Below are 23,591 nucleotides of genomic sequence, written 5' to 3' on the forward strand. Positions count from 1 at the left end.
ACCACCGAACGCACCCCCGCCGGCCACGCGACCTCCTTGCTGCCGCGCGACACCGCCGTGACCTGCTGGCCCGCCGCGGCCAAGTCCCGCACGAGGTGCGCGCCGATGTTTCCCGTTGCCCCGGTAACCACGATCATGTTGTCCATCCCGCTTGAGTTAGTTGACTGACTAACAAGAACGTATCGAACGAACCCGCAGCGTGTCTATAGTTAGTTATGTGACTAACTCAGCATCCGCGGAGCGCCCAAAGGGTGGTAAACGCGAGCGGCTCGGCGCCGCGGCGGCGCGCGTGTTCCACGAGCAGGGGGTCGAGAAGACCACCATCGCCGACATCGCGCACGCCGCCGACATCCCGGTCGGCAACGTCTACTACTACTTCAAAACCAAGGATCAGCTGGTCCAGGCCGCGATCGGCGCCCATGAGCAGGCGCTGGACGCCCTCCTTGCCCAGCTCGACCAACTGCCTACCCCGCAGGATCGCCTCAAAGCGCTGATCGGCGGCTGGGTGGCCGAACGCGAAACGGCCGCCCGATTCGGTTGCCCGTCCGGCACCCTTGCCACCGAACTCGACAAGCGCGCCGACGGCCTCGACCGCGAACTCGCCGACGTCATGCGCAGGCTCGTCGACTGGGCCGAGGTTCAGTTCGGTGCCATGGGGCGCCCCGACGCGCGCGAACTCGCCGTCGCCCTGATCGCCGCTTACCAGGGAATTTCGTTGCTCACCAACACCTTCCGCGATCCGGAACTGATGGTGGCGGAAGGGGACCGGCTCGCGCGCTGGATCGACTCGCTCGCGTCGTGAACCCCCTGGTCTCTCCCGGGTCGAAAATTAACCCTTGCGTTCGATGCATTGCCGATATATCGTCGACAACATGATTCGAACACGAGAGCCTGAGGAGGCCATCATGGAACACCAAGAACAACGAGAATTCGGCCGGCGTGGCCGTCGGCAGCGCCCCGGCGGCGAGGATTTCGACCCGCGTCAGCGGTTCCGCCGCGGCGGACGGCACGGCCACGGTCCCGACTTCGGACCGGGCTTCGGCCCAGGCTTCGGGCCGGGTTTCGGACCGCACTTCGGTCGCGGTCGCGGCCGCGGCGGACGCGGCCGGCGCGGCGACGTGCGCGCGGCGGTCCTGCTGCTGCTCACCGAGCGGCCGATGCACGGCTACGAACTGATCCAGCAGATCCGCGAGCGCAGCGACGACGTCTGGCGTCCGAGCCCGGGGTCCATCTACCCCGCGCTGGCCCAGCTGGAAGACGAGGGCCTGGTCCTCATCGAAAAGGTCGCCGGGCGCAAGACGGCCCAGCTGACCGAAGCGGGCACCGCCTACGTCGCCGAGCACAAGGACGAGCTGGGCGACCCGTGGGCGGACGTCAAGGAGGACGTCGGCGCGCAGGCCATCGATCTGCGCGAACTCGTCGGTCAGCTGATGGGCGCGGTCGCCCAGGTCGCGGCGGCGGGCACGCCCGCACAGGCGGCCAAGGCGGCGGAGCTGCTCACCGAGACCAGGAAGTCGCTCTACCGAATCCTGGCCGAAGACGAGACCCCCGAAAAGTAACGGCAGGTGAAACACCGCGCTGGAGCGCGCATTTGGGGCGGGTTCAGTAGATCATTGTGAGATGCGACAGTTTCGGGGTTTGTGGGTTTGGGGAATTTCACACTTGGGTAAGGCGGTGCTGGTCGCCGCACTCGCCGTGGTAGCAATACTCGGCACCGGTGCGGCGCAGGCCGCGCCCTCCGGTTACCGCCCGCCCGAGGTCCCCACCCAGCCCGGCCCGCCGCAGACCGATCATCTCGGTGCGGCCGCCTATCTGAAGACCCACAAGAACGTGGTTCCGTTGGGCGCCAACAACTTCGACTGCAAGCCGAACGCCGGCCACCCGCGGCCGGTGGTGCTCGCGCACGGCACGGATTCCAGTGCCTACTCGGACTATTCGGCCATCGCGCCGCAGCTCGCCGCCGCCGGGTTCTGCGTCTTCGCGCTCAACTACGGCGGCAGCCCGGGGGCGGACAGCTACGGCACCGAGGACGTGGTGCTCAGCGCGTACCAGATCGGCGACTTCGTCGACCGCGTGCTGGCCGCCACCGGCGCCACCCAGGTCGACCTGGTCGGATTCTCCCAGGGCGCCTCGGTCACCCGGTTCTACACCAACAAGCTCGGCGGTGCGCCCAAGGTCGGCAAGTGGGTCGGCCTCGCGTCGCCGAGTTACGGCGGGGTGATGTACGGACTGGTGCCCGTGGTCGAGGCGGTGCCGGGCGGGTTGCAGGCGTTCGCGCGGGTGACCTCGCTCGCCGCGGTGCAGCAGGCGCAGGGCTCGGAGGTCATGACCGCGCTCAACGCCGGGGGTGACACCGTGCCCGGCCCGCAGTACACGACCATCGGCAGCAAGGTCGACGAGATGATCCAGCCGAACAGCAATATCGCGCTGCGCGGTCCCGGCGCGGAGAACATCTCCCTGCAGGATCGCTGCCCGGTCGACCTGACCGGGCACTTCCACATGGTCTACGACCCGTTCGTGCAGCAACTGCTGCTGAACGTGCTCGATCCGACCACCCCGGCGCCGATCTGCCGTCCGGTGATGCTCGGCACCGGTATCCCGGAAGTGATCATCGCCGGCAACTCCTGAACCGGGCGGCCGGACGGAGGACAACGCACCCCGTCCGACCGCATTGGAGTTCTACCAGCTCCGGGCTGGTGGATCGGGGACCTTCGGCCATCTCACTAGAATGAGACGACCGTGTTCGTCCGCTTCCGGGAGTTTGCCGTGACCATTCAGCCTGTTCGCCTGTTCGGCGATCCCATTCTGCGCGCCCGCGCAGCGGAGGTCACCGCGTTCGACCGGGAACTTCAGCAGCTGGTGACCGACCTGACCGACACCATGCACGACGATGGTGGCGTCGGCATGGCCGCACCGCAGATCGGAGTGGGGTTGCGTGTTTTCGTGTACGACACTCATGACGCGGCGGGACACCTGGTGAACCCGCAGTGGGAAGTGGTCGGCGACGAGGAGCAGGTCGGACCCGAGGGGTGCCTCTCGATTCCCGGGGTGCGCTACGACACTCGGCGGGCGCTGCGGGTGCGGGCGCGCGGGGTCGACATGCACGGTGCGCCGGTCGAGTTCGATGCCGAGGGGCTGTTGGCGCGCTGCGTGCAGCACGAGACCGATCATCTCGACGGCGTGTTGTTCATCGATCGGCTGGACCCCGCGGCGCGCAAGGACGCGATGCGGACCATCCGTGAATCCGATTGGTTCAGTGCGGGCGTGACGGCGCGGCCGTCGCGGTCGGTGACGGGAACGGGCCAGGCCGGTCCGTTCGGACGGGGTCGTTGATGCGCATCGTTTTCGCGGGCACGCCAGAGCCGGCCGTGCCGTCGCTGCGGCGATTGATCGAATCCGGGCGGCACGAGGTGGTCGCCGTGGTGACCAGGCCGGACGCGGTGGCCGGTCGCGGGCGCAAGGTGACTCGGTCGCCGGTCGGATTGCTGGCCGACGAGCACGGGATTCCGGTGCTGACGCCCCGGCGGCCCGCCGAGCCCGAGTTCATCGAAGAGCTCACCGCGCTGGCGCCGGACTGCTGCCCGGTCGTCGCCTACGGCGCGCTGCTGCCGCAGCGGGTGCTGGACATCCCGCGCTTCGGCTGGATCAACCTGCACTTCTCGCTGCTGCCCGCCTGGCGCGGCGCGGCGCCGGTGCAGGCCGCGATCGACGCGGGTGACGAGATCACCGGCGCGTCCACGTTCCAGATCGAGGCCGGGCTCGACACCGGTCCGGTGTTCGGCATGGTGACCGAGAAGATCGCCGTCACCGATACCGCGGGCGAACTGCTCGAACGGCTTTCGGTGAGCGGCGCCCAGTTGCTGGAGGCGACCCTCGACGGCGTGGAAGACGGGACCCTGCAAGCGGTTCCGCAGTCCACCGAGGGCATCTCGCACGCCCCCAAGATCACCGCGGAGGCCGCGCACATCCGCTGGGACCTGCCCGCGCTCGCCATCGGCCGCCGCATTCGCGCGGTGACCCCCGCCCCAGGAGCCTGGACCGAGGTCGACGGCAACCGCCTGAAGCTCGGTCCGGTCGAGCTGGTCGAGGAGGAGCTGCCGCCGCGGACCATCGAGGTCCGCAAGTCCGGTGTCTTCGTCGGCACCGCGACCACCGCTATCCGCCTGAATCAGGTTCAGCCGCAGGGCAAACGCATGATGGCCGCCCTCGACTGGGCCCGCGGTGCGCGATTGCAGCCCGGCGCGGTGTTCGAGTGACGGTCTTCGATCGTTGCGCTCGTACGCCTCTGCCGGAGCGCACGCTGGTTCGCGGTGAGTTCCCAATGCTGTTGTGGCGCAATGCGTTTGCCGCCGGGCGTAGGGGTGTCGCGTTGGTCTATCGCCCGAACCAGATGACCGCTGTGCCGCGGCAACCGGAGAGCGTGACTGCTGCGCTGTGCGAGCCGGACAGCGTGACTGCTGCGCTGTGCGAGCCGGACAGCGTGACTGCTGCGCTGTGCGAGCCGGACAGCGTGACTGCTGCGCTGCGCCAACCGGACAGCGTGACTGCTGCGCTGCGGGAATCGGGCCGCTGTGATGTCGTCGCAGTGGGTCTCAGGTCGCATACGCGGCTCGATGCGGCGGTTGCCTGGCGGCGCGGACCGCAGGATCCCTGCGCGGCCGCCGATGGTCGGAGTCCTTATACCCGTGGCCACGCGCCGCGACCTCAACGAGAGCGGTGGAGCATGACGGCACGGTACCCAGATTCACTACTCGACCGGGCCGCCGGTTTCGCGCAGGGTTCGGTGGTCGCATGACACCCCCGGAGCGCAAGCGCGGCAACGAGTCTCATGATTCGTCGCGGGCGAATGGCACGGCGGCGGGGCGCGGAAAGGCCAGCGCCCGAACGAACAGCGCACGCGCGGGCGACTCCGCGCGACAGTCCCCCGCCCGGCGCGACGACCCGCGCGGACGACCCACCAACGCGAACCAGCGCCCCGCACAAGCGAAGTGGAACCGGTCCGCCGAGTCGACAGGTGAGCGTCCGGCCCGCCGCGCGGCCTCATCGAACGCGGATGGATCCGGTGCGGGACGCCCGCAGTCCGGTCGAGGCGAGTCGCCACAGGGTCCACGGTCGGTAGATGGCACGATCGGTCGTTCGAATGCCGGTGGACCGCGGTCCGAGTCCGGTCGTAGTGCGGGGGCACAGGGCCGCCCGCGCGCGGTGAATGGCGCGATCGGCCGTTCGCCGCGCTCGAACACCGATGAGCCACGATCGGATTCGGGCCGCTACGGTTCGGGTCAGGATCGTCCACGATCGGCCGATGGTGCGAGTCGGCCGTCAGCGGCACGCGGTGGCGAGTCGGCGCGGGGTGGTTCGCGGTCGGCCGGGCGGTCAGACGTGGGGCGGGGTGCGGGATCGGCGAAGAGTTCCGGGGGAGCTAGCCCTGGTCGTTCGGCATCTCGTTCGAATGCCGGTGGGTCGCGGTCGGACTCCGGTCGCGAGGGTGCGGGGGAGGCGGGTGGCGACCGTTCTCCGCGGAGAGCGGGTTCGTCGAAATCTGCTGCGGGCGCACAGTTCGGGCGCGGCGGTTCGGCGCAGCGGGGTTCGCGGCCGGTCGATCGGGCCGGAACGCCGGGTGCGTCGTCGAAACGTGGTGGTGGGGCGAAGGATCGGGGACCGGCCGCGGGGGGACGCCCTGCCGCGGGGGATTCCGCCGACGCTCCTCGGCTGGTGGCGCGGGACGTGTTGCGGGCGGTGCGGGAGCGGGACGCGTATGCGAATCTTGTGCTGCCGGGGCTGCTTCGGGAGCGGCGGATCACCGGGCGGGACGCGGCGTTGGCGACCGAGCTCGCGTATGGGGCATGCCGTTCACTCGGGCTGCTCGATGCGGTGATCGAAGCGGGGGCCGGCCGGCCGATCGCGGAGATCGATGGTGCCCTGCTGGATGTGTTGCGGCTGGGCGTGTATCAGCTGCTGCGGACTCGGATCGGGGCGCACGCGGCGGTCGATACATCGGTGGCGCTCGCGCGGGCCGAATTCGGCGCGGGCAAAGCGGGATTCGTGAACGCGGTGCTGCGGCGCGCGGGGGAGAAGACGGTCGAGGAGTGGGTCGAGCAGCTCGCGCCGAAGGATCCGGTGGGGCGGCTGGCCTTCGAGTTCGCCCATCCGGTGTGGATCGCGCAGGCGTTCGCCGACGCGCTCGGCGCGCGGGCCGGGGAACTGCGCGACGCGTTGGCCGCCGATGACGCGCGGCCCGCGGTCCACCTGGTCGCCCGGCCCGGTGAGATCACCGCCGAGGAATTGGCGCTGGTCACCGGCGGCGAAGAGGGTCGCTGGTCGCCGTACGCGGTGTACCTGGACGGCGGCGACCCCGGCAAGCTCGAGCCGGTCCGCGACGGCATGGCCGGCGTGCAGGACGAGGGCAGTCAGCTCGTCGCGCTCGCACTGACCCGCGCCCCGTTGACCGGCTCGGACGGCGGCCGCTGGCTGGACCTGTGTGCGGGCCCGGGCGGCAAAGCGGCCCTGCTCGGTACGCTCGCCGCGATCGATGGGTTCCACGTCGACGCCGTCGAACCCGCCGAACACCGCGCCGAACTCGTCCGCAAGTCCGTGCAGGGCCTGCCGGTCGACGTCCACGTCACCGACGGCCGCGACAGCGGACTGACCCCCGGCTACGACCGCATCCTGGTCGACGCCCCGTGCACCGGCCTCGGCGCGCTGCGCCGCCGCCCGGAGGCCCGCTGGCGCCGCACCCCCGCCGACGTCGCCGAACTCGTCACTCTGCAACGTGAATTGCTCACCGCCGCATGGGATCTCCTGCGCCCAGGCGGCGTCCTCCTGTACTCCACCTGCTCACCCCACCTCCAGGAAACGGTAGTGGTGGTAGCCGACGCCGTCCGCCGCCTCGGCGCCGAGCAACTCGACACCCGGGAACTCCTCCCCGGCGTCACCGACATCGGCGACGGCCCCACCGCCCAACTCTGGCCCCACCGCCACGGCACCGACGCCATGTTCATGGCCGCCCTCCGCAAACCCTGACCAGTCGCCATTTGTCCAAGACTGCACGTCTCCGGTGGTGCAGACTGGGGAAATGGCGCTGACGTGGGAAGACGTGGTGAAGCTCGGGACGAAGTTGCCCGGTGTCGAGGAATCGACGTGGTGGCGTAGTCCGGCGTTGAAGGTCGGTGGGAAGGGGTTGTGCCGGTTGCGGGTGGAGGCCGAGGGCGGGTTGGCCCTGGTGTGCGATCTCGCCGAGAAGGAGGCGCTACTGGCCTCCGGCGATCCGGCGTTCTATACGACCCCGCACTACGACGGGCTCGGCTTCATCCTGATCGACCTGGAACGCGTTGCCCGCGAACAACTTCGGGAAATGCTGGACGACGCATGGTGGCTCACCGCCCCGGCGAGGATACGCGGGCAACGCGAGTTCCAGGCGTAATCACTCCCGGCTGGACTGTTCCCGCAGCCGGGCCAGGGTTTTCGCGAGGATGCGGGAGACGTGCATCTGCGAGATCCCCATCTGCTGTGCGATCTGGGTCTGCGTCATCGACTCGAAGAACCGCATGGTGAGGATGCGCCGCTCCCGCTCGGGCAGCCCGGCCAGCAGCGGCCGGATCGCGACATACTCTTCGACCCGGTCGAATTGGGTCTCCTCCTCGCCGAGCGTGTCCAGCAGCGAGGCGTCGGTGTCGCGCCCGAGGGTGGCCGCGTCGATGGAACTCGGCTGGTACGCGTTGCCGGCGATGACGGCCTGGGTGACCTCGTCCGGGTCCACGTCGAGTTCGGCGGCGATCTCCTTGGCGGTGGGTGATCGGCCGAGCCGCTGGGACAGCGCGTCGATCGCCGCACCGATCCGCAGGTGAGTCTCCTTGACCCGCCGCGGGACTCGCATCGCCCAGGTGTTGTCGCGGAAGTATCGGCGGACCTCGCCCATGATGGTGGGCACCGCGAAGGACAGGAAGTTCGACCCGCGCTCGACATCGAAACGATCGACCGCGTGCACCAGCCCGACCCGCGCGACCTGGGTCAGATCGTCGAACGGCTCACCGCGCCCGCTGAACTTGCGCGCGATGTGATCGGCCAGCGGAATGCAGCGACTGATCAGCTCGGCGCGAATCGCGGTGTGCCGCGCGGTCCCCGGCTTGCTCGCGCCCAGCTGTTCGAACAGCAACCCGACGTCGTCGTAGCCGGCGACGGTCTTCACGGCTTCGAGGGTCTCGGTCTCCTCGGCGGCGTCCTCGGTGGTGACGGTCTCCGCCTCGTCGGCGGGATTGTCCGCCTCGTCGGTGACGGTATCGGCGTTGTCGTCGCGATCAGAGTCGAACACGGTGTCCTCGTCCGGCACTACGCTTTCCCCCGGACCCGACGGAACTCGACCGTCGTCGGATATCCGGAAACCGTCGAATCGAACGAATCCTGGGTTGCCTGCACCTCATCGGTGAGCGTGCGCAGCACGTGCCAGCCGAAGCTGCGCTGATCCGGTAAGCCCTCCTTGCCGGCGATCCCACTGACGTGGACCAGCAGTTCGGTCTCGCCCACGGTGAATCGGCAGTTCAGGCTGCTGCCGGGCTTGGCGACGGCGATCAAGGTCGAGCAGACCTCATCGACGGCGAGCCGGATGTCTGCCACCTCGTCGAGCGTGAAATCGCTTAGTAGCACGAGAGTTTCGGCGAGCCCACGAACGATGGGCAGCTGTGTGACCGATGCGGCCACCCGAATCTCCACCGGGGTGCTGTACAGCCCCTGTTCCGCCGAAATGTTGATCACCCTCATCAGGCTACCCACTCGCGCGCTGGGCAACCCCCACTACCGATAGACTGCGGCGTTGTGTCCACCCCGACTTACGCGCGCCCGGCCGTCCCGATGATCGCCCCCTCCATCCTTTCCGCCGACTTCGCCCACCTCGCGGACGAGGCGCGCGCGGTCGCCGGCGCCGACTGGCTACACGTCGACGTGATGGACGCGCACTTCGTGCCGAACCTGACCCTCGGACTCCCGGTGGTCGAGAGCCTGCTGAAGGCGACCGACATTCCGCTCGACTGCCACCTGATGATCGAGGATCCGGGTCGCTGGGCGCCGCCGTACGCCGAGGCGGGCGCGTACAACGTGACCTTCCATGCCGAGGCGACCGACGATCCGGTCGCGGTGGCCCGCGATATCCGCGCGGCCGGCGCCAAGGCCGGCCTTTCGGTGAAACCGAACACACCGATCGAGCCGTACCTGGAGATTCTGCGGTCGTTCGACACGCTGCTGGTGATGAGCGTCGAGCCCGGCTTCGGCGGTCAGTCGTTCATCGCCGATGTATTGGACAAGGCGCGCATCGTGCGCAATCTGGTGGACGCGGGCGAGTTGCGGCTGCTGGTCGAGATCGACGGCGGCATCAATACCGACACGATCGAGGCCGCCGCGGAGGCGGGCATCGACTGCTTCGTCGCCGGGTCCGCGGTCTACAACACGGCCGATCCGGGTGCGGCCGTCGAGGCGCTGCGCAGGCAGGCCGCCGCGCTGCGTACCGTCTGATCCGCGAAAACGGTTACAGCGCGCGGACTTTGCGGGTGCCGACGGCCCTGGTCGCCTCGATCACCGCGTTGAGCGGCGGCCGGGTGGTCGCCGCCTCGGGCGGGCGGATCCAGGTGCGATAGCCGGTGTGCTCGTCCTCCGGCGAGGGCAAGACGACCTGGCTGCCGGTGCAGGCGACCGTCGCGTACAGCCGGAACAGCTCGGCGGAGACCGCGGCGGTGAGGGTGTCCGGCCGGTACGGACCGGTCAGGAAGGTCCAGCGCTTGGCGCGCGGATGATCGACGACCGGGCCGGCGATGGCGGCTTGCTCGAGTCGTTGCTGTACCCGTTCGCCGAGATCGGCAGGCATGGTGATGGCGCCGTAATGGGCGCCGATATGCAACAGAATGCGACGCGAGGTGGGATCGATCGAGGCGGGCAGGTGCAATTCCCGACGGTACTGCACGCAGCGAACTTCCAGCGTCGAATCGAGAAGAGTGGTCACTCCGCGCCCCCAACTGTGTCGAACTTGATTTGACCCACTGTGGTTATCTGACTTCCTCGAGTGGTGGACAATCCCTGGGTCGAACTTCCTGGCCGACGCAGGCGCGTCACCAGGTCGAACGGTTCCGCATCGAACCGTCCGGTGCGGAAGTCGAACGGAAGGAATCAGCTACATAACAATATTGCGTCTATTTCGGTCACGGCGCAAGCAAACGTTAAAAGTGTGTTGCCGATGGGTATGCCCAGGATTCGCGGGTTGCTAGAGGTCTGCAAACGCAATTATGCGGTATCCATAGTGCGAACAAACAATTCTTACCGGCAGTAAATGCGCGATATTTCCGCATGCTCGAACTCAATTGTGAATTGATTCGTTATTGGCCGTTTGCTCTGGCGGGGTGTCGCCCGGCTGACGGTTTGGTTCCCTCGGCGGTTGCCGGGAAGTGGTCCGATGGTTTCCTTCGGTGGAACCGTGGTGTCCCCTACGACGAGCCGTCGTTAAGCTGGGATCCAGCGGTACCGACCGGCGGGAATACCCGTCGCGGCCGGGCTGTTCCGCAACCGGGGACTACGACGCGACAGGGAGTCAGGCATGTTCACAGGCATCGTCGAGGAACTGGGCGAGATCGTCGCCACCGAGCGGCTGGCCGACGCCGCCCGGCTGACGATCCGGGGCGGGCTGGTGACCTCCGATGCCGGGCACGGCGACTCGATCGCGGTGAACGGCGTCTGCCTGACCGTCGTCGAGGTGATCGGCGGCGATTCGTTCACCGTCGACGTGATGCAGGAAACGCTGAACCGCTCCAGCATCGGCAAGCTGGACACCGGATCCAAGGTCAACCTGGAACGGGCCGCCGCGCTGAACAGCCGCCTCGGCGGACATCTCGTGCAGGGCCACGTCGACGGCACCGGCACCGTGCTCTCCCGCACCCCCTCGGAGAACTGGGAGGTCGTGCGCATCTCGCTGCCCGACTCGATCGCCCGCTACGTGGTGGAGAAGGGCTCGATCACCGTCGACGGCATCTCGCTCACCGTCTCCGGTCTCGGCGTCGCCGACGAGCCCGCCGAAGCGGGCAGCAAGGACTGGTTTGAGGTCTCACTCATCCCCACCACGCTCGCCCTCACCAATCTCGGCTTCGCCACCGTCGGCACGACGGTCAATCTGGAGGTGGACGTGATCGCCAAGTACGTCGAGCGTCTGCAGCAACGCGGGTGAACGGCCGGGCGGTCAACATCCGCGAGCGACGCCGTAGTGTAGGGGCGGACCTATTTCGAGATGGAGCACAACAGACGTGACCAGGTTCGACACCATCGAGCGCGCCGTCGCCGATATCGCCGCCGGTAAGGCGGTCGTCGTCGTCGACGACGAGGACCGCGAGAACGAGGGCGACCTCATCTTCGCGGCGGAGAAGGCCACCCCGGAGCTGGTGGCCTTCATGATCCGCTACACCTCCGGCTACATCTGCGTGCCCCTGACCGGAGACGACTGCGATCGCCTCGGCCTGCCGCCGATGTACGCGATGAACCAGGACAAGCACGGCACCGCCTACACCGTGTCGGTCGACGCCCGCGAGGGCATCACCACCGGCATCTCGGGCGCCGACCGCGCGACCACCATGCGTCTGCTCGCCTCCGACGAGGCCAAGGCCGACGACTTCACCCGCCCCGGCCACGTGGTGCCGCTGCGCGCGAAGGACGGCGGGGTGCTGCGCAGGCCCGGCCACACCGAGGCCGCGGTCGACCTGTCCCGGATGGCCGGGCTGCGTCCGGCCGGCGTGATCTGCGAGATCGTCAGCCAGAAGGACGAGGGCCACATGGCCCGCACCGAGGAGCTGCGCGTCTTCGCCGACGAGCACAACCTCGCGCTGATCTCCATCGCCGACATGATCGCCTGGCGGCGCAGGCACGAGAAGCACGTCATCCGGGTCGCCGAGGCGCGGATCCCCACGGCGCACGGCGAATTCATGGCCGTCGGCTACCAGAGCATCTACGACGAGGTCGAGCACGTCGCGCTGGTGCGCGGCGACCTGGCCGACGGCGAGGACGTGCTGGTGCGGGTGCATTCGGAGTGCCTCACCGGTGACGTGTTCGGCTCGCTGCGCTGCGACTGCGGTCCGCAGCTCGACGCCGCGCTGGAGATGGTGGCCCAGGAGGGCCGCGGCGTGGTGCTCTACATGCGCGGGCACGAGGGCCGCGGCATCGGGCTCATGCACAAGCTGCAGGCCTACCAGTTGCAGGACTCCGGCCACGACACGGTCGACGCGAACCTGGAGCTCGGGCTGCCCGCCGACGCGCGCGACTACGGCACCGGCGCGCAGATCCTGGTCGACCTCGGGATTCGGTCGATGCGGCTGCTCACCAACAATCCGGCCAAGCGGGTCGGCCTGGACGGATACGGGCTCAAGATCACCGACCGGGTGCCGATGCCGTTGCGCGCCAACGCCGAAAACCTGCGCTACCTGCGCACCAAGCGTGACCGGATGGGTCACGACCTGATCGGGCTCGACGACATCGATCTGGGCGAGACCGCCCGCTAATTCACCGAAGGGGAATCATCGATGAGCGGTACCGGCGTACCGACTTTCGCGCTCGCGGATGCCAAGGACCTGAAACTCGGCATCGTCGCGTCGCGCTGGCACACCACGATCTGCGACACCCTGGTGGCGAACGCCGAGCAGGTGGCCAAGGACGCCGGAGTCCTGCACGTCACGGTGGTGCGCTGCGCCGGTGCGATGGAGCTGCCCGTGGTGGCGCAGGAGCTGGCGCGCACGCACGACGCGGTGGTCGCGCTCGGCGTGGTGATTCGCGGTGGCACACCGCATTTCGAGTACGTGTGCGATGCGGTGACCGCCGGGCTCACCCGGGTGTCGCTGGACGCGGGCACGCCCGTCGCGAACGGGGTGCTCACCACCAACGACGAGGAGCAGGCGCTGGATCGGGCCGGGCTGCCCGGTTCGGCCGAGAACAAGGGCGAGCAGGCCTGCGCCGCCGCGCTGGATGCCGCACTCACCCTCCGGTCGCTGCGGCAGTCGGCCTAGTGGGCGGGCAGGGCCTGCTCAACCCGGTGGCACCGGCCGGCGGCGGGCGAGGCCCGGCTGGGCGGGGTCGGTCCTACCGTGCGGTGCCGCACTATGCGCGGAGGGGTGCGTAACTGATGCCGGTCGTCCGCATCTTTCGAAGGAGCGCCGAACCCGCTGCGGGGCAGGGGGATTCGCCTGAGTGGGAACTCGAGGTGCGCCCCCGGCGGGCCGTGCGCACGGCGCGGATCGTCGCCGCCGTGATCGCCGTCGCCTTCCTGGCCGGCGGTGTCTGGTTGCGCACCGGGTCCACGGGGGTGAACTTCCGCGTGGCCGATCAGCTCGCCATGATCGGCATCGGGTTGCTGATCGCCGCGGCCGTGCTGCTGCTCACCCGGCCCCGGGTGCGCGTCGGCGCCAGCGGGGTGTCTGTCCGAAACATCTTGGGCGACAGCGATTTCCCGTGGAACACCGTGCGTGGTGTCACGTTCCCGGACAAGAAGGCGTGGGCCCGGCTCGAACTCGTCAACGACGATTACGTGCCGATGCTGGCGATTCGTTCCAACGACAAGGAATACGCCGCGCTGGCGATGGACAGGCTCCGCGAACTGGGCGCGAAGTACACGGCCGACCAGGGGTGATCGGCGGCGGTGTTGCTGCTGTTTTGCGGATCGTCGCGCGCCGGCGCGCGTAGGTCCTCGAGCGAGTTTCGCCTTCAGTATCGATCGCCGTGCGCCCGTCGCCGCCCATCGTCGACCGGAACCGCTTGGTGTTGCGCTTGTGGATGATGTCCGGCGTCTGCCCTATGCGATCAGCCGATCGTTCGAGTACCCGCCGTCGATGAGCCGATGCCGAGAAGCCTTATGGCCCAATCGGTCCACGCGCTCCGCTCGGCCACGGCGGTGCGGGCGAGCACGGTGTCGCGGACTTCCGCGCTCGATGTGCGCCGGGCGAAGGTGGGTCAGCGCTTCCGCCGGCAACTCGACGCGGAGCGCGTGTCGGGCGTGCGTGGTGGGGTAGCGCTGCGTTTGCCGGTTAATCTTCAGGTATGCAGACCGGTGCGTTCGTCCTCGCGGCGGCCTTCGCCGAGGATCCGCTGATGACCTATCTCTGGCCGCGTCCGGCGATCCGGCAGCAGGCGTTGCCGTCGTTCTGGGATTCGCGCATCGCCTCGCGCGCCGAGACCGGCATGGTCGACTCGGCGTGCGACGAGAACGGGAACATCGTCAGCGTCGCGCTGTGGGAACCGGCCGGCATCGTGTCGTCGATCGCCAAGCCGTTCAGCCTGTTCCGGACCCTGAAGGGCAGCCTCCCGCGCGCCCTGGCGGCCTCGCGGCAGATGGAGGACATCCGCCCGGACACCCCGCACCTCTACCTGGCCGCCGTCGGCACCCACCCGGACGCCCAGCGCCGCGGCTTCGCGTCATCCCTGCTCGAACAGCGCCTGGCCACCTCCGCCGAACCCTGCTTCGTCGTCTCCAACACCCGCGCCAGTCTGTCCTTCTACCAACGCTTCGGCTTCGTTCAACAGGGTGAACTGCCCATCGACCACGGCCCCGTCGTCTACCCCATGCTCCTATCCCGCTGACCGCCCCAACGCCGCACCCCACTCGGGATCCGCACTTCGTCTCGGGATCCGAACACGGAATAGGGCCCTATTTCGAGTTCGGTCCGCGAGTGAGAGTGCGGCTCGCAAGAGGAGTGCGGATGCCGAGTATGGGTGCGGATCTGGCTGTTGCGGGGTTTCGTCAGCGGGTGTCGCCGAGGACCGCGCCCTCGCGGCGGGGGTCGGCGCCGCCGATCCAGCCGTCGGGTTCGCGTTGGAGGGCGCTGAGGCCGCTGGATTGGGGGGCGACCGAGACCTGGTGGCCTAGTTGGCGCAGACGGGTGACCAGGGCATCGTTGTTACCGTTGTCGGCGGTGTTGATGCTGGGGTGTTCGCCGCCGAGGCCGGTGGCGGGGGCGTTGCCCGCGCCGAAGGACAGCGCGGACACGGCCTGTTGCGGGTCGAGGCCCCAATCGAGCATGCCGATCAGGGTTTTCACGACGAACTGGATGATCACCGAGCCGCCGGGGGAGCCGGTGACGTGGGTGAGCTGGCCGCGGGTGCCGTCGGCGGCCTTGTCGAAGACCAGGGTGGGGGCCATCGAGCTGCGCGGGCGCTTGTTGGGCTGGATGCGATTCGCGACCGGCGCGCCATCGGTGCCGAGCGGGTCGGCGGAGAAGTCGGTGAGCTGGTTGTTCAGCACGAACCCGTCGACCAGGTGGAACGAGCCGAACGCGGATTCCACCGTGGTGGTCATCGACGCGGCGTTGCCGTATTTGTCCACGACGGAGATGTGGCTGGTGCCGTGCTCGGGCGGCTGCGGGCCGATGCCGACCGGGACCGGGCCGAAGTCGCCGGGCTGTGCGGTGCCCATGCTGTGACCGCGGTCGATCAGCGCGGCACGCTGCTTGAGGTAGTCCTTGTTCAGCAGGGTCTGGATCGAATTACCGGGCAGCGGAATGAAATCCGGGTCGGCCACGTACTTGTTGCGGTCGGCGTAGGCGAGTCGCTCGGCCTCCGCGATGAGGTGCACCGCGTCGGCCTTCGGCTTGCCGCCGTTGCGCGCGTCCGCGCCGGAACCGAGATTGTCCGGGGGCAACGCGGCGAGGTCGAAGTTCTCCAGGATGCCGAGGGTCGCGGCGACCGTGCTGCCGCCGGAGGACGGGGCGGGCATGCCGCAGATCTCGTGGGTGCGGTAGGTGGTGCAGAGGGCGGTGCGCTTCTTGGCCTGGTAGTTCGCCAGGTCGGCGGTGGTGATCAGGCTCGGGGTGCGGCCGCCGGAGGTCGTGGTGGCGGCGTCGACGATGTCGCGGGCGATGGCGCCGGTGTAGAACGCGTTGGCGCCCTCGGCGGCGATGGCGCTCAGGGTCTTCGACATGGCCGGGTTGGTCAGCACGGTGTCGGCGGTCTTGGCGGTGCCGTCCGGATTGAGGAAGTAGGCCTTCGCGGCGTCGTCGAGGGCGAGATCCTTGGCCGACTCCGCGATCTGCCCGGCGAATCGGGGACTGATCGGGAAACCGCGATCGGCGAGGCCGATGGCCGGATCGAACAGCTCACGCCAGCCGGTCTTGCCGTGGTCGCGATGTGCCATCTCCAGCATTCGCAGCACCCCGGGCACGCCGATGGACCGGCCGCTGGCGCGCGCGTTCGGCTTCGGCTCGGTCCGGTTGGCGTCGTCGACCCAGCGCAGATAGTTCTCGGTCGCCGCCGCGGGCGCGACCTCGCGCCCGTCATACGCGTCGACGGTCTTCGCCGCGGCGTCGTAGTACACCAGGAACGAGCCGCCGCCGATGCCCGAGGCCTGCGGTTCCACCAGGCCGAGCACGGCCTGCGCCGCGATCAGCGCGTCCGCGGCGGTGCCGCCGTCGCGCAGCACCGCGCACGCCGCCTTGGTCGACACCGGATTCGCCGTGGACACCGCGAACGTCTTCGTGTGCACGGGGGTCATCGCGGACCGGTAGCCGGTGGCGATCTCCGGGTTGGTGCTGATGTCCGGCGTCTTGCCGGCCGGCGCGCCGGGTGACGTCGCGGCCACCGGCGTGCCGTTCGGCACCGTGTCGCAGACGTTGCTCGCCTTGTCCTCGTCGGACGAACAAGCCGTCACCGTCCCGAGGGTGAGCAGCAACGCCGCCGCCACACCCGTCCACGTACCTCGCGTGCGCTTCATGGGGGGACTCTAGCGCTCGGCACCGACCGCGCGGGAGAGTTTGTCGCACCAACGCGGCGCCCGGGCCCGCGGCCGCCGTCGGCGCGAGTTGCACGGGCCGGGCTGGTCGACGACCCGCGCCCACGGTGTCGAAGGGGCGGGCCGGATCCGGACGAACTCGGTTGCGCGCCATCGGTTGTCGCACAGGTGCGCCGAGACACCGCGCTGGCCTGCGACGACCTCGTCCGCGACGGACCCGTCGGTACGCTGGTGCGGTGACCATCGAGGCGGTGCTCTTCGACTATTCCGGGACGTTGTTTCGACTGGAGGAGAAGGATTGGTGGGGTGACGAGCTGGTCACGGCCGAGGGCCGCGCCTTCGACGTGCACGAGGAGGCCGAGCTGCTGCGCCGGATGACGGCGCCGGTCGAGCAGCTCGTGGAGTTCGGTCCGGCGGGCCAGTACGCGTGGGACAACCGCGACCTGGACCCGAAGTTGCACCGGCAGGCCTACCTCGAGGTCCTCACCAAGTCCGGGGTGCCGACCGCGGATCAGGCGGAGTTCCTCTACCGCCGCCTGATCGATCCGCTGGCCTGGACCCCCTACCCGGACGTCGGCGAGGTGCTGACTCTGCTTGCGGGCCAAGGCATTCAGGTCGCCGTCGTGAGCAATATCGCCTTCGACATCCGCCCGGCCTTCGTCTCCCGCGACTGGGACCGCTACGTCGACGCCTTCGCCCTCTCCTTCGAGATCGGCGCGGTCAAACCCGATCCGCGCATCTTCGCCGCCACCCTCGCCAAACTCGGCGTCGAACCCGACGCCGCCCTGATGATCGGCGACAGTGCCGAGGCGGACGGCGGCGCGACCGCGCTCGGCTGCCGATTCGCCCTGGTGGACCCGGTCCCGACCGAGCAACGCCCGACCGGCCTGCTGGACGCGCTACGCGAGCACGGGCTTTCGCGCGGCGAATGAACGGCTGATCACTCTCGGATAAACGGTTACCTCGTCCGGGTTGTCCGACTCGTCCCGGTGCTCTACCGTTCTGCCCGCGCCCGTTGATCCGGGCCGAGAGCGTGTGGATCGGGAAGTGGGGGGCGCCGTGGGCGCTGAGTCTTCGGACGATGATTTAGCCGTAGCCGAGCGATTATGGGCGCTCACCGCGCTGCCCGAACCGGCAAGGGAGGCGCGCGAGGCCGCCTGGGGACTGGCGGGATTCGGCCTCGCCTACACGATCCTCATGGGCCTGATGCTCGGCGCCGAAGCCGCAGGTGGCGCGGCCATTCAGTTCTTGTGCAGCTGGCTGCTCGCGCTCGTCGTCGGCGGATTCACCCGCGGCGCGAGCGGCGTGCGCGTGCTGGCGATCAGCCTGGCGCTCGCCCAAGCCGTGGTCGGCTGGCAAACCCATCCGTTGGACGTGCCCTTCGCGCAATGGATTGTCGCGGTGCTGTATTCGCTCGGCGCATCGATCGTCGTCGTCTTCCAGCTCACCCGCCCCGAAGCGAAGCACTGGTTCGGCATCCAGTCGTAGGCCGGCGGATGTCCGAGTTGGTGACGGGTGCGGCCGGGCGCAGCGCGTCGATCGTCCGGTCCGCCGCGAACCGTATGTCCCGCAGTGCGTTTCGGTGGCCCACCGCGACCGCACCTACCGCGCGACGCCGCGAACGCGCCGAACCCGGCGCTGTGGCGGACCTGTCGGACCTGCTCGATAGGCTTGACGGGTGGCAGATCCAGCGACGTACCGGCCCAAGCCGGGCACGATTCCCGTCGAACCCGGGGTGTACAAGTTCCGGGACGCACATCGGCAGGTCATCTATGTCGGCAAGGCAAAGAGCCTGCGCAGCAGGCTGAACTCGTACTTCGCCGACGTCGCTTCCCTGCATCCGCGCACCCGGCAGATGGTGACCACCGCCGCGAGCGTGGAGTGGACGGTCGTCTCCACCGAGGTGGAGGCGCTCCAGCTCGAATACAACTGGATCAAGGAATTCGACCCCCGCTTCAACGTGCGCTACCGCGACGACAAGTCGTACCCGGTGCTCGCGGTGACGTTGAACGAGGAGTTCCCGCGCCTGTTCGTCTACCGCGGCGCGCGCAAGAAGGGCGTGCGCTACTTCGGCCCGTACGCGCACGCCTGGGCGATCCGGGAAACCCTGGACCTGCTGCTGCGCGTGTTCCCCGCGCGCACCTGCTCCAACGGAGTGTTCAAGCGGCACAATCAGATCGGCCGCCCCTGCCTGCTCGGCTACATCGACAAGTGCTCGGCGCCGTGCATCGGCCGGGTCAGCGCGGACGAGCACCGCCAGATCGTCGAGGACTTCTGCGACTTCCTGGCCGGCCGCACCGACCGGATGGTGCGCCAGCTGGAACGCCGCATGCAGGAGGCCGCCGAAGACCTGGACTTCGAGAACGCCGCCCGGCTGCGCGACGACGTGCAGGCCCTGCGCCGCGCGCTGGAGAAGCAGGCGGTCGTGCTCGGCACCGGCACCGACGCCGACGTGATCGCCTTCGCCACCGATGAGCTGGAGGCGGCGGTGCAGATCTTCCACGTCCGCGACGGCCGGGTTCGCGGTCAGCGCGGCTGGGTGGTGGACAAATCCGGCGACGCCATCGACGCGCCCGAGGCGGGCGGCGAGCTGGGCGTGCTGGTCGAGCAGTTCCTCACCCAGTTCTACGGCGAGCAGGTCGCGGTGGCCGAACTCGGCGAGTCCGAGCAGCCCGCCACCGTGGTCCCGCGCGAGGTGCTGGTCCCCGAACTCCCGGCCGACGCCGACCAGCTCCAGGAGTGGCTGTCCAACCTGCGCGGCTCGGCCGTGCAGCTGCGCGTGCCGCAGCGCGGCGACAAGAAGGCGCTCGCCGAGACCGTGCAGCGCAACGCGATGGAGGCGCTGCAACAGCACAAGCTCAAGCGTGCGGGCGATCTCACCTCGAGATCGGCTGCGCTGCAAGCGATTCAGGACGCGCTCGAACTCGACAGCGCCCCGCTGCGGATCGAATGCGTGGACATCAGCCACGTGCAGGGCACCGACGTGGTCGCCTCGCTGGTGGTGTTCGAGGACGGCCTGGCCCGCAAGTCGGAGTACCGGCACTACACGATCAAGGAGGCGGCCGGCGACGGCCGCTCCGACGACGTCGGCAGCATCCGCGAGGTGACCAGGCGGCGGTTCTACAAGTTGCAGAAGGAACGCGACCTGCTGGCCGCCGAGGACCTGGAGGCCGAAAACGCCGACGACACAGCGGATCTCGTGTCCCGCCCGGGCATCGACCCGAACACGGGCCGCCCGCGCAAGTTCGCGTACCCGCCCAACCTGTATGTGGTCGACGGCGGCGCGCCCCAGGTCGCGGCGGCGGCCGAGGTGCTCGACGAACTCGGCATCACCGACGTCGCGGTGATCGGCCTGGCCAAACGTCTCGAAGAGGTCTGGGTGCCGGGGGAGAGCGACCCGGTGATCATGCCGCGCAACAGCGAGGCCCTGTTTCTGCTGCAACGGGTCCGCGACGAGGCGCACCGCTTCGCCATCACCTTCCACCGCAGCAAACGTTCCCGCCGGATGACCGCATCGGCGCTGGACTCGGTCCCCGGGCTCGGTGCGGCGCGCCGAACCGCACTGGTTACCCATTTCGGTTCGGTCGCGAAGCTGAAACAGGCCACGGTGGAGGAGATCACCGAGGTCCCCGGCATCGGGCTGGCGACCGCCAAAGCCGTACTCGACGCCCTGCAAGGAGGCTGAGAAACATCGGAATCATCTGCTTCCCTGCCATCCCCCTATATCCTCGGTACCGTTCCATCACATGTTTGTGAACCGTCCAGCTGCTCCACGGAAGGTAATCACGCATGTCTGCGCCCGATACCGGGACCGGTGCGGGATGATTCGAGAGGTACCCAAGAGACGGATCCCATAGGACATGACACGCGTCGAATCGAACAACACTGCGGGTAATCCGCGACAGACCGAGGGGCGGGCCGGCCCCTCGAGCGCTGTCGCAGCGGCGAACCCGCAGGTCGAAGTCGTCATCGTGACCGGACTATCCGGCGCGGGCCGTGGCACCGCGGCCCGCGTGCTCGAGGATCTCGGCTGGTATGTGGCCGACAACCTGCCGCCGGAGCTGATCGGCCGGATGGTCGAACTCGGCGCCTCCGCCGAGCCGCCGATCCGCAGCCTCGCCCTGGTGATGGACGTGCGCAGCCGGTTCTTCACCGGCGATCTCTCGGTGGTCACCGATCAACTGCACAGGCTCGGCATCGAAACCAAGGTGCTGTTCCTCGAAGCCTCCGACGACGTGCTCATCCGGCGCTTCGGTTTCGCCCGGCGCAGGCATCCGTTGCAGAGCGAGAGCAAGGACGGCACGCTCTCGGCGGGCATCGCCGCCGAACGGATCCGGCTCTCGGCCGTGAAAACCGCGGCGGACCTGGTCATCGACACCACCGAACTGTCCATCCACCAGCTGCACCGCAAGCTGGAGGAGGCCTTCGGCGGCGGCGTGCCGAGCGCCTTGCAGCTCACCGTGCAGTCCTTCGGCTTCAAGCATGGGGTTCCACTCGACGCCGACATGGTGTTGGATGTGCGTTTTCTACCTAATCCACATTGGATACCGGAATTGCGGGAACACACTGGTCAGGAATCAGTGGTGAGCGAGTACGTATTGTCGCGCCCCGGCGCGGACGACTATTTGCGTACCTGCCACCACCTGGTCGAGCTGACCATGAACGGGTACCGCCAAGAGGGGAAGCGATACATGACGGTGGCAGTGGGCTGCACCGGAGGCAAGCACCGCAGCGTGGCGATCGCCGAGGCGCTCGGCGAACTGATCAGCGAGGGCACCGGCGTGCCCGAGGGATCCGCCGACGTGGTACGGGTCGTGCATCGGGATCTGGGGCGCGAATGACCGGTTGGGAATCCGACCCCGCGATCGTCGCGCTGGGTGGCGGGCACGGCCTGTACGCGACGTTGACCGCGGTCCGGCGGTTGACCAGGAAGATCAGCGCGGTCGTCACGGTCGCCGACGACGGCGGCTCGTCCGGTCGCTTACGCGCCGAGCTAGGCGTGCTGCCGCCCGGCGACCTGCGGATGGCGCTGGCCGCCCTGGCCGCGGACGCCGACGGCGTCTGGACCCAGACCGTGCAGCACCGCTTCGGCGGCACCGGCGCGCTCGCCGGTCACTCGGTCGGCAACCTCATCCTGGCCGGGCTGACCGAGGTGCTCGGCGACCCGGTCGCCGCGCTCGACGAGGTCGCGAAGATGTTGCGCATCACCGGACGGGTGCTGCCGATGTCGCCGATCGCGCTCGACATCGAAGCGGATGTGGCTGGGCTGGAAGCGGATCCGCGGGTCAGCCGCTGCATTCGCGGCCAGGTCGCGATCGCGACCACGCCCGGTAAAGTCCGGCGGGTGCGGCTGATCCCGTCCGATCCGCCGGCCAGTCAGGAAGCCACCTCGGCCATCGAACACGCCGATGTGGTCGTTCTCGGACCAGGTTCCTGGTTCACCAGCGTCATCCCCCATGTGCTCGTCCCCGAACTACGAGAGGCGCTGGTGTACACCCGAGCCAGAAAAGTTCTGGTGCTGAATCTCGCCGCCGAGCCCGGCGAAACGGCGGGTTTCTCCGCCGAACGGCACCTGCATGTATTGTCCCAGCACGCACCGGAATTCGTGGTCGACGAAGTTTTGGTCGATTCGGGGTCGGTGCCCGAGGGTCGCGAAAGAGAACATGTGGCGAGAGCCGCCGAACAGCTGCGCGCACGGGTAACCTTCTCCGATGTCGCCGAGGCGGGGACGGACCGGCATCACCCCGGAAAGCTTGCCGCCGCACTGGATCAACTGATCCGGCAACCTCGGCCGCAAATGGCAGGGCTTCGAGTCGAGGGACGGCACATGGGTCAGGATGTGCGTTCCGGGTTGGGTGGAAAGGAGCGCGTCTCGTGGCGATGACAGCCGATGTGAAAGACGAGCTGAGCAGGCTCACGGTGTCGCAAGTCAGTTCCCGCAAGGCGGAACTGTCCGCGTTGCTGCGTTTTGCGGGCGGGTTGCACATCGTCGGCGGGCGGGTGATCGTCGAGGCCGAGGTGGACATGGGTTCCATCGCCCGCAGGCTGCGCCGGGAGATCTTCGAGCTATACGGCTACGGCTCCGATGTGCACGTGCTCGGCGCGGGCGGTCTGCGTAAGACCTCCCGCTACGTGGTGCGCGTGTCCAAGGAGGGCGAGGCGCTGGCCCGGCAGACCGGGCTGCTCGATGTCCGCGGTCGTCCGGTGCGCGGCCTGCCCGCCCAGGTGGTCGGCGGCAGCATCGCGGACGCCGAAGCCGCTTGGCGCGGAGCGTTTCTCGCGCACGGCTCGCTCACCGAGCCGGGTCGTTCGTCCGCGCTGGAGGTCAGCTGCCCGGGTCCGGAGGCGGCGCTCGCGCTCGTCGGCGCGGCCCGCAGGCTGGGCATCACCGCCAAGGCGCGGGAGGTGCGCGGCACCGACCGGGTCGTGGTGCGCGACGGCGAGGCGATCGGCGCGCTGCTCACCCGGATGGGCGCGCACGGCACCCGGATCGTCTGGGAGGAGCGCAGGCTGCGCCGCGAGGTGCGGGCCACCGCGAACCGGCTGGCCAACTTCGACGACGCCAACCTGCGCCGCTCGGCCAGGGCCGCGGTCGCCGCGGCCGCCAGGGTGGAGCGCGCGCTGGAGATCCTCAGCGACGACGTGCCCGACCATCTCGCCGCCGCGGGCAAGCTGCGCGTGCAGCACCGGCAGGCGTCGCTGGAGGAGCTCGGCCAGCTGGCCGACCCGCCGATGACGAAAGACGCTGTGGCGGGCCGGATTCGGCGTCTGCTGTCGATGGCGGACCGGCGCGCCAAGGAGCTCGGCATCCCCGACACCGAGTCGGCCGTCACCGCCGAGCTACTCGACGAGGCCTGACCAG

25 protein-coding genes are annotated in these 23,591 nt (G+C 68.9%); 20 read left to right on the plus strand and 5 right to left on the minus strand.

Features of this window, described 5'->3' with window-relative positions:
- Nucleotides 1-146, minus strand: a 146-nt coding sequence (locus ACFQ9K_RS45075) for an NAD-dependent epimerase/dehydratase family protein (protein WP_378984578.1), incomplete at its 3' end; no start/stop codon positions are given.
- Between the two features lie 71 nt (nt 147-217).
- Between ACFQ9K_RS45075 and ACFQ9K_RS45080 the strand changes: the two genes are divergently transcribed.
- From ACFQ9K_RS45080 to ACFQ9K_RS45115, 8 genes are all read left to right on the plus strand, one after another.
- Nucleotides 218-802, plus strand: coding sequence for a TetR/AcrR family transcriptional regulator (locus tag ACFQ9K_RS45080; protein WP_378722066.1), 585 nt, complete (start codon nt 218-220; stop codon nt 800-802).
- 103 nt (nt 803-905) lie between these two features.
- Nucleotides 906-1,559: a PadR family transcriptional regulator gene (locus ACFQ9K_RS45085; protein ID WP_378722065.1), complete on the plus strand. Its 654-nt coding sequence runs from the start codon at nt 906-908 to the stop codon at nt 1,557-1,559.
- Nucleotides 1,560-1,620: 61 nt separating this feature from the next.
- Entirely contained in the window at nt 1,621-2,628 is a 1,008-nt protein-coding gene (locus tag ACFQ9K_RS45090) for an esterase/lipase family protein (RefSeq protein ID WP_378722064.1), read from the plus strand.
- Nucleotides 2,629-2,766: 138 nt separating this feature from the next.
- Nucleotides 2,767-3,333 carry a peptide deformylase gene (def, locus tag ACFQ9K_RS45095; RefSeq protein WP_378722063.1) on the plus strand — a complete coding sequence of 189 codons (567 nt, stop codon included), beginning with the start codon at nt 2,767-2,769 and terminating at the stop codon, nt 3,331-3,333.
- Nucleotides 3,333-4,256 carry a methionyl-tRNA formyltransferase gene (fmt, locus tag ACFQ9K_RS45100; RefSeq protein ID WP_378722062.1) on the plus strand — a complete coding sequence of 308 codons (924 nt, stop codon included), beginning with the start codon at nt 3,333-3,335 and terminating at the stop codon, nt 4,254-4,256. Before def ends, fmt begins: the two co-directional genes overlap by 1 nt.
- On the plus strand, nt 4,253-4,795 hold the full coding sequence (locus tag ACFQ9K_RS45105) for a hypothetical protein (RefSeq protein ID WP_378722061.1): 543 nt from the start codon (nt 4,253-4,255) through the stop codon (nt 4,793-4,795). The genes fmt and ACFQ9K_RS45105 overlap by 4 nt, the downstream gene beginning before the upstream one ends.
- Nucleotides 4,796-5,712: 917 nt before the next feature.
- On the plus strand, nt 5,713-7,020 hold the full coding sequence (locus ACFQ9K_RS45110; RefSeq protein WP_378722060.1) for an RsmB/NOP family class I SAM-dependent RNA methyltransferase: 1,308 nt from the start codon (nt 5,713-5,715) through the stop codon (nt 7,018-7,020).
- A gap of 52 nt (nt 7,021-7,072) precedes the next feature.
- Entirely contained in the window at nt 7,073-7,420 is a 348-nt protein-coding gene (locus ACFQ9K_RS45115) for an MmcQ/YjbR family DNA-binding protein (protein WP_378722059.1), read from the plus strand.
- Here the strand turns inward: ACFQ9K_RS45115 and ACFQ9K_RS45120 are convergent, their stop codons facing one another.
- Together ACFQ9K_RS45120 and ACFQ9K_RS45125 are read right to left on the minus strand one after the other, a co-directional pair.
- Nucleotides 7,421-8,185, minus strand: a complete 765-nt coding sequence (locus tag ACFQ9K_RS45120) for a SigB/SigF/SigG family RNA polymerase sigma factor (protein ID WP_378722072.1) — start codon at nt 8,183-8,185, stop codon at nt 7,421-7,423.
- A gap of 140 nt (nt 8,186-8,325) precedes the next feature.
- A complete protein-coding gene (locus ACFQ9K_RS45125) occupies nt 8,326-8,748 on the minus strand; it encodes an ATP-binding protein (RefSeq protein WP_378722058.1) in 423 nt (140 codons plus the stop codon).
- 96 nt (nt 8,749-8,844) lie between these two features.
- On the opposite strand from ACFQ9K_RS45125, the gene rpe reads away from it, so the two are divergent.
- A complete protein-coding gene (gene rpe, locus ACFQ9K_RS45130) occupies nt 8,845-9,501 on the plus strand; it encodes a ribulose-phosphate 3-epimerase (protein WP_378722071.1) in 657 nt (218 codons plus the stop codon).
- A 13-nt stretch (nt 9,502-9,514) separates the two neighbouring features.
- Here the strand turns inward: rpe and ACFQ9K_RS45135 are convergent, their stop codons facing one another.
- Nucleotides 9,515-9,985: a hypothetical protein gene (locus ACFQ9K_RS45135; RefSeq protein WP_378722057.1), complete on the minus strand. Its 471-nt coding sequence runs from the start codon at nt 9,983-9,985 to the stop codon at nt 9,515-9,517.
- Between the two features lie 588 nt (nt 9,986-10,573).
- On the opposite strand from ACFQ9K_RS45135, the gene ACFQ9K_RS45140 reads away from it, so the two are divergent.
- The 5 genes from ACFQ9K_RS45140 to ACFQ9K_RS45160 all read left to right on the plus strand — a co-directional run bounded on the left by ACFQ9K_RS45140 (nt 10,574) and on the right by ACFQ9K_RS45160 (nt 14,586).
- The gene (locus ACFQ9K_RS45140) at nt 10,574-11,197 is read left to right on the plus strand and encodes a riboflavin synthase (protein WP_378722056.1); all 624 of its coding nucleotides are present in this window, start codon (nt 10,574-10,576) and stop codon (nt 11,195-11,197) included.
- Nucleotides 11,198-11,273: 76 nt separating this feature from the next.
- Nucleotides 11,274-12,518, plus strand: a complete 1,245-nt coding sequence (locus tag ACFQ9K_RS45145; protein WP_378722055.1) for a bifunctional 3,4-dihydroxy-2-butanone-4-phosphate synthase/GTP cyclohydrolase II — start codon at nt 11,274-11,276, stop codon at nt 12,516-12,518.
- Between the two features lie 21 nt (nt 12,519-12,539).
- Nucleotides 12,540-13,019, plus strand: a complete 480-nt coding sequence (gene ribH / locus ACFQ9K_RS45150; protein ID WP_218470125.1) for a 6,7-dimethyl-8-ribityllumazine synthase — start codon at nt 12,540-12,542, stop codon at nt 13,017-13,019.
- 116 nt (nt 13,020-13,135) lie between these two features.
- A complete protein-coding gene (locus tag ACFQ9K_RS45155) occupies nt 13,136-13,639 on the plus strand; it encodes a PH domain-containing protein (RefSeq protein WP_378722054.1) in 504 nt (167 codons plus the stop codon).
- A 407-nt stretch (nt 13,640-14,046) separates the two neighbouring features.
- Nucleotides 14,047-14,586 carry a GNAT family N-acetyltransferase gene (locus tag ACFQ9K_RS45160; protein ID WP_378722053.1) on the plus strand — a complete coding sequence of 180 codons (540 nt, stop codon included), beginning with the start codon at nt 14,047-14,049 and terminating at the stop codon, nt 14,584-14,586.
- 160 nt (nt 14,587-14,746) lie between these two features.
- On the opposite strand, the gene ACFQ9K_RS45165 is transcribed toward ACFQ9K_RS45160, so the two are convergent.
- Complete coding sequence (locus ACFQ9K_RS45165) at nt 14,747-16,711, minus strand: gamma-glutamyltransferase family protein (RefSeq protein WP_378722052.1); 1,965 nt, start codon at nt 16,709-16,711, stop codon at nt 14,747-14,749.
- Between the two features lie 254 nt (nt 16,712-16,965).
- On the opposite strand from ACFQ9K_RS45165, the gene ACFQ9K_RS45170 reads away from it, so the two are divergent.
- From ACFQ9K_RS45170 to whiA, 6 genes are all read left to right on the plus strand, one after another.
- The gene (locus tag ACFQ9K_RS45170; protein ID WP_378722051.1) at nt 16,966-17,661 is read left to right on the plus strand and encodes an HAD family hydrolase; all 696 of its coding nucleotides are present in this window, start codon (nt 16,966-16,968) and stop codon (nt 17,659-17,661) included.
- A gap of 103 nt (nt 17,662-17,764) precedes the next feature.
- A complete protein-coding gene (locus ACFQ9K_RS45175; protein WP_378722050.1) occupies nt 17,765-18,217 on the plus strand; it encodes a hypothetical protein in 453 nt (150 codons plus the stop codon).
- A gap of 190 nt (nt 18,218-18,407) precedes the next feature.
- Entirely contained in the window at nt 18,408-20,414 is a 2,007-nt protein-coding gene (gene uvrC, locus ACFQ9K_RS45180) for an excinuclease ABC subunit UvrC (RefSeq protein WP_378722049.1), read from the plus strand.
- A 175-nt stretch (nt 20,415-20,589) separates the two neighbouring features.
- Entirely contained in the window at nt 20,590-21,570 is a 981-nt protein-coding gene (gene rapZ / locus ACFQ9K_RS45185) for an RNase adapter RapZ (RefSeq protein WP_378722048.1), read from the plus strand.
- On the plus strand, nt 21,567-22,613 hold the full coding sequence (gene yvcK, locus ACFQ9K_RS45190; RefSeq protein WP_378722047.1) for a uridine diphosphate-N-acetylglucosamine-binding protein YvcK: 1,047 nt from the start codon (nt 21,567-21,569) through the stop codon (nt 22,611-22,613). Before rapZ ends, yvcK begins: the two co-directional genes overlap by 4 nt.
- Nucleotides 22,604-23,587 (plus strand): DNA-binding protein WhiA, encoded by a 984-nt coding sequence (gene whiA, locus ACFQ9K_RS45195; RefSeq protein ID WP_040736336.1) that lies wholly within the window; start codon nt 22,604-22,606, stop codon nt 23,585-23,587. Before yvcK ends, whiA begins: the two co-directional genes overlap by 10 nt.
- Nucleotides 23,588-23,591: the final 4 nt, after the last annotated feature.

Origin of the sequence: Nocardia sp. NPDC056564, from assembly GCF_042793755.1 — a bacterium.
Classification (GTDB): domain Bacteria; phylum Actinomycetota; class Actinomycetes; order Mycobacteriales; family Mycobacteriaceae; genus Nocardia.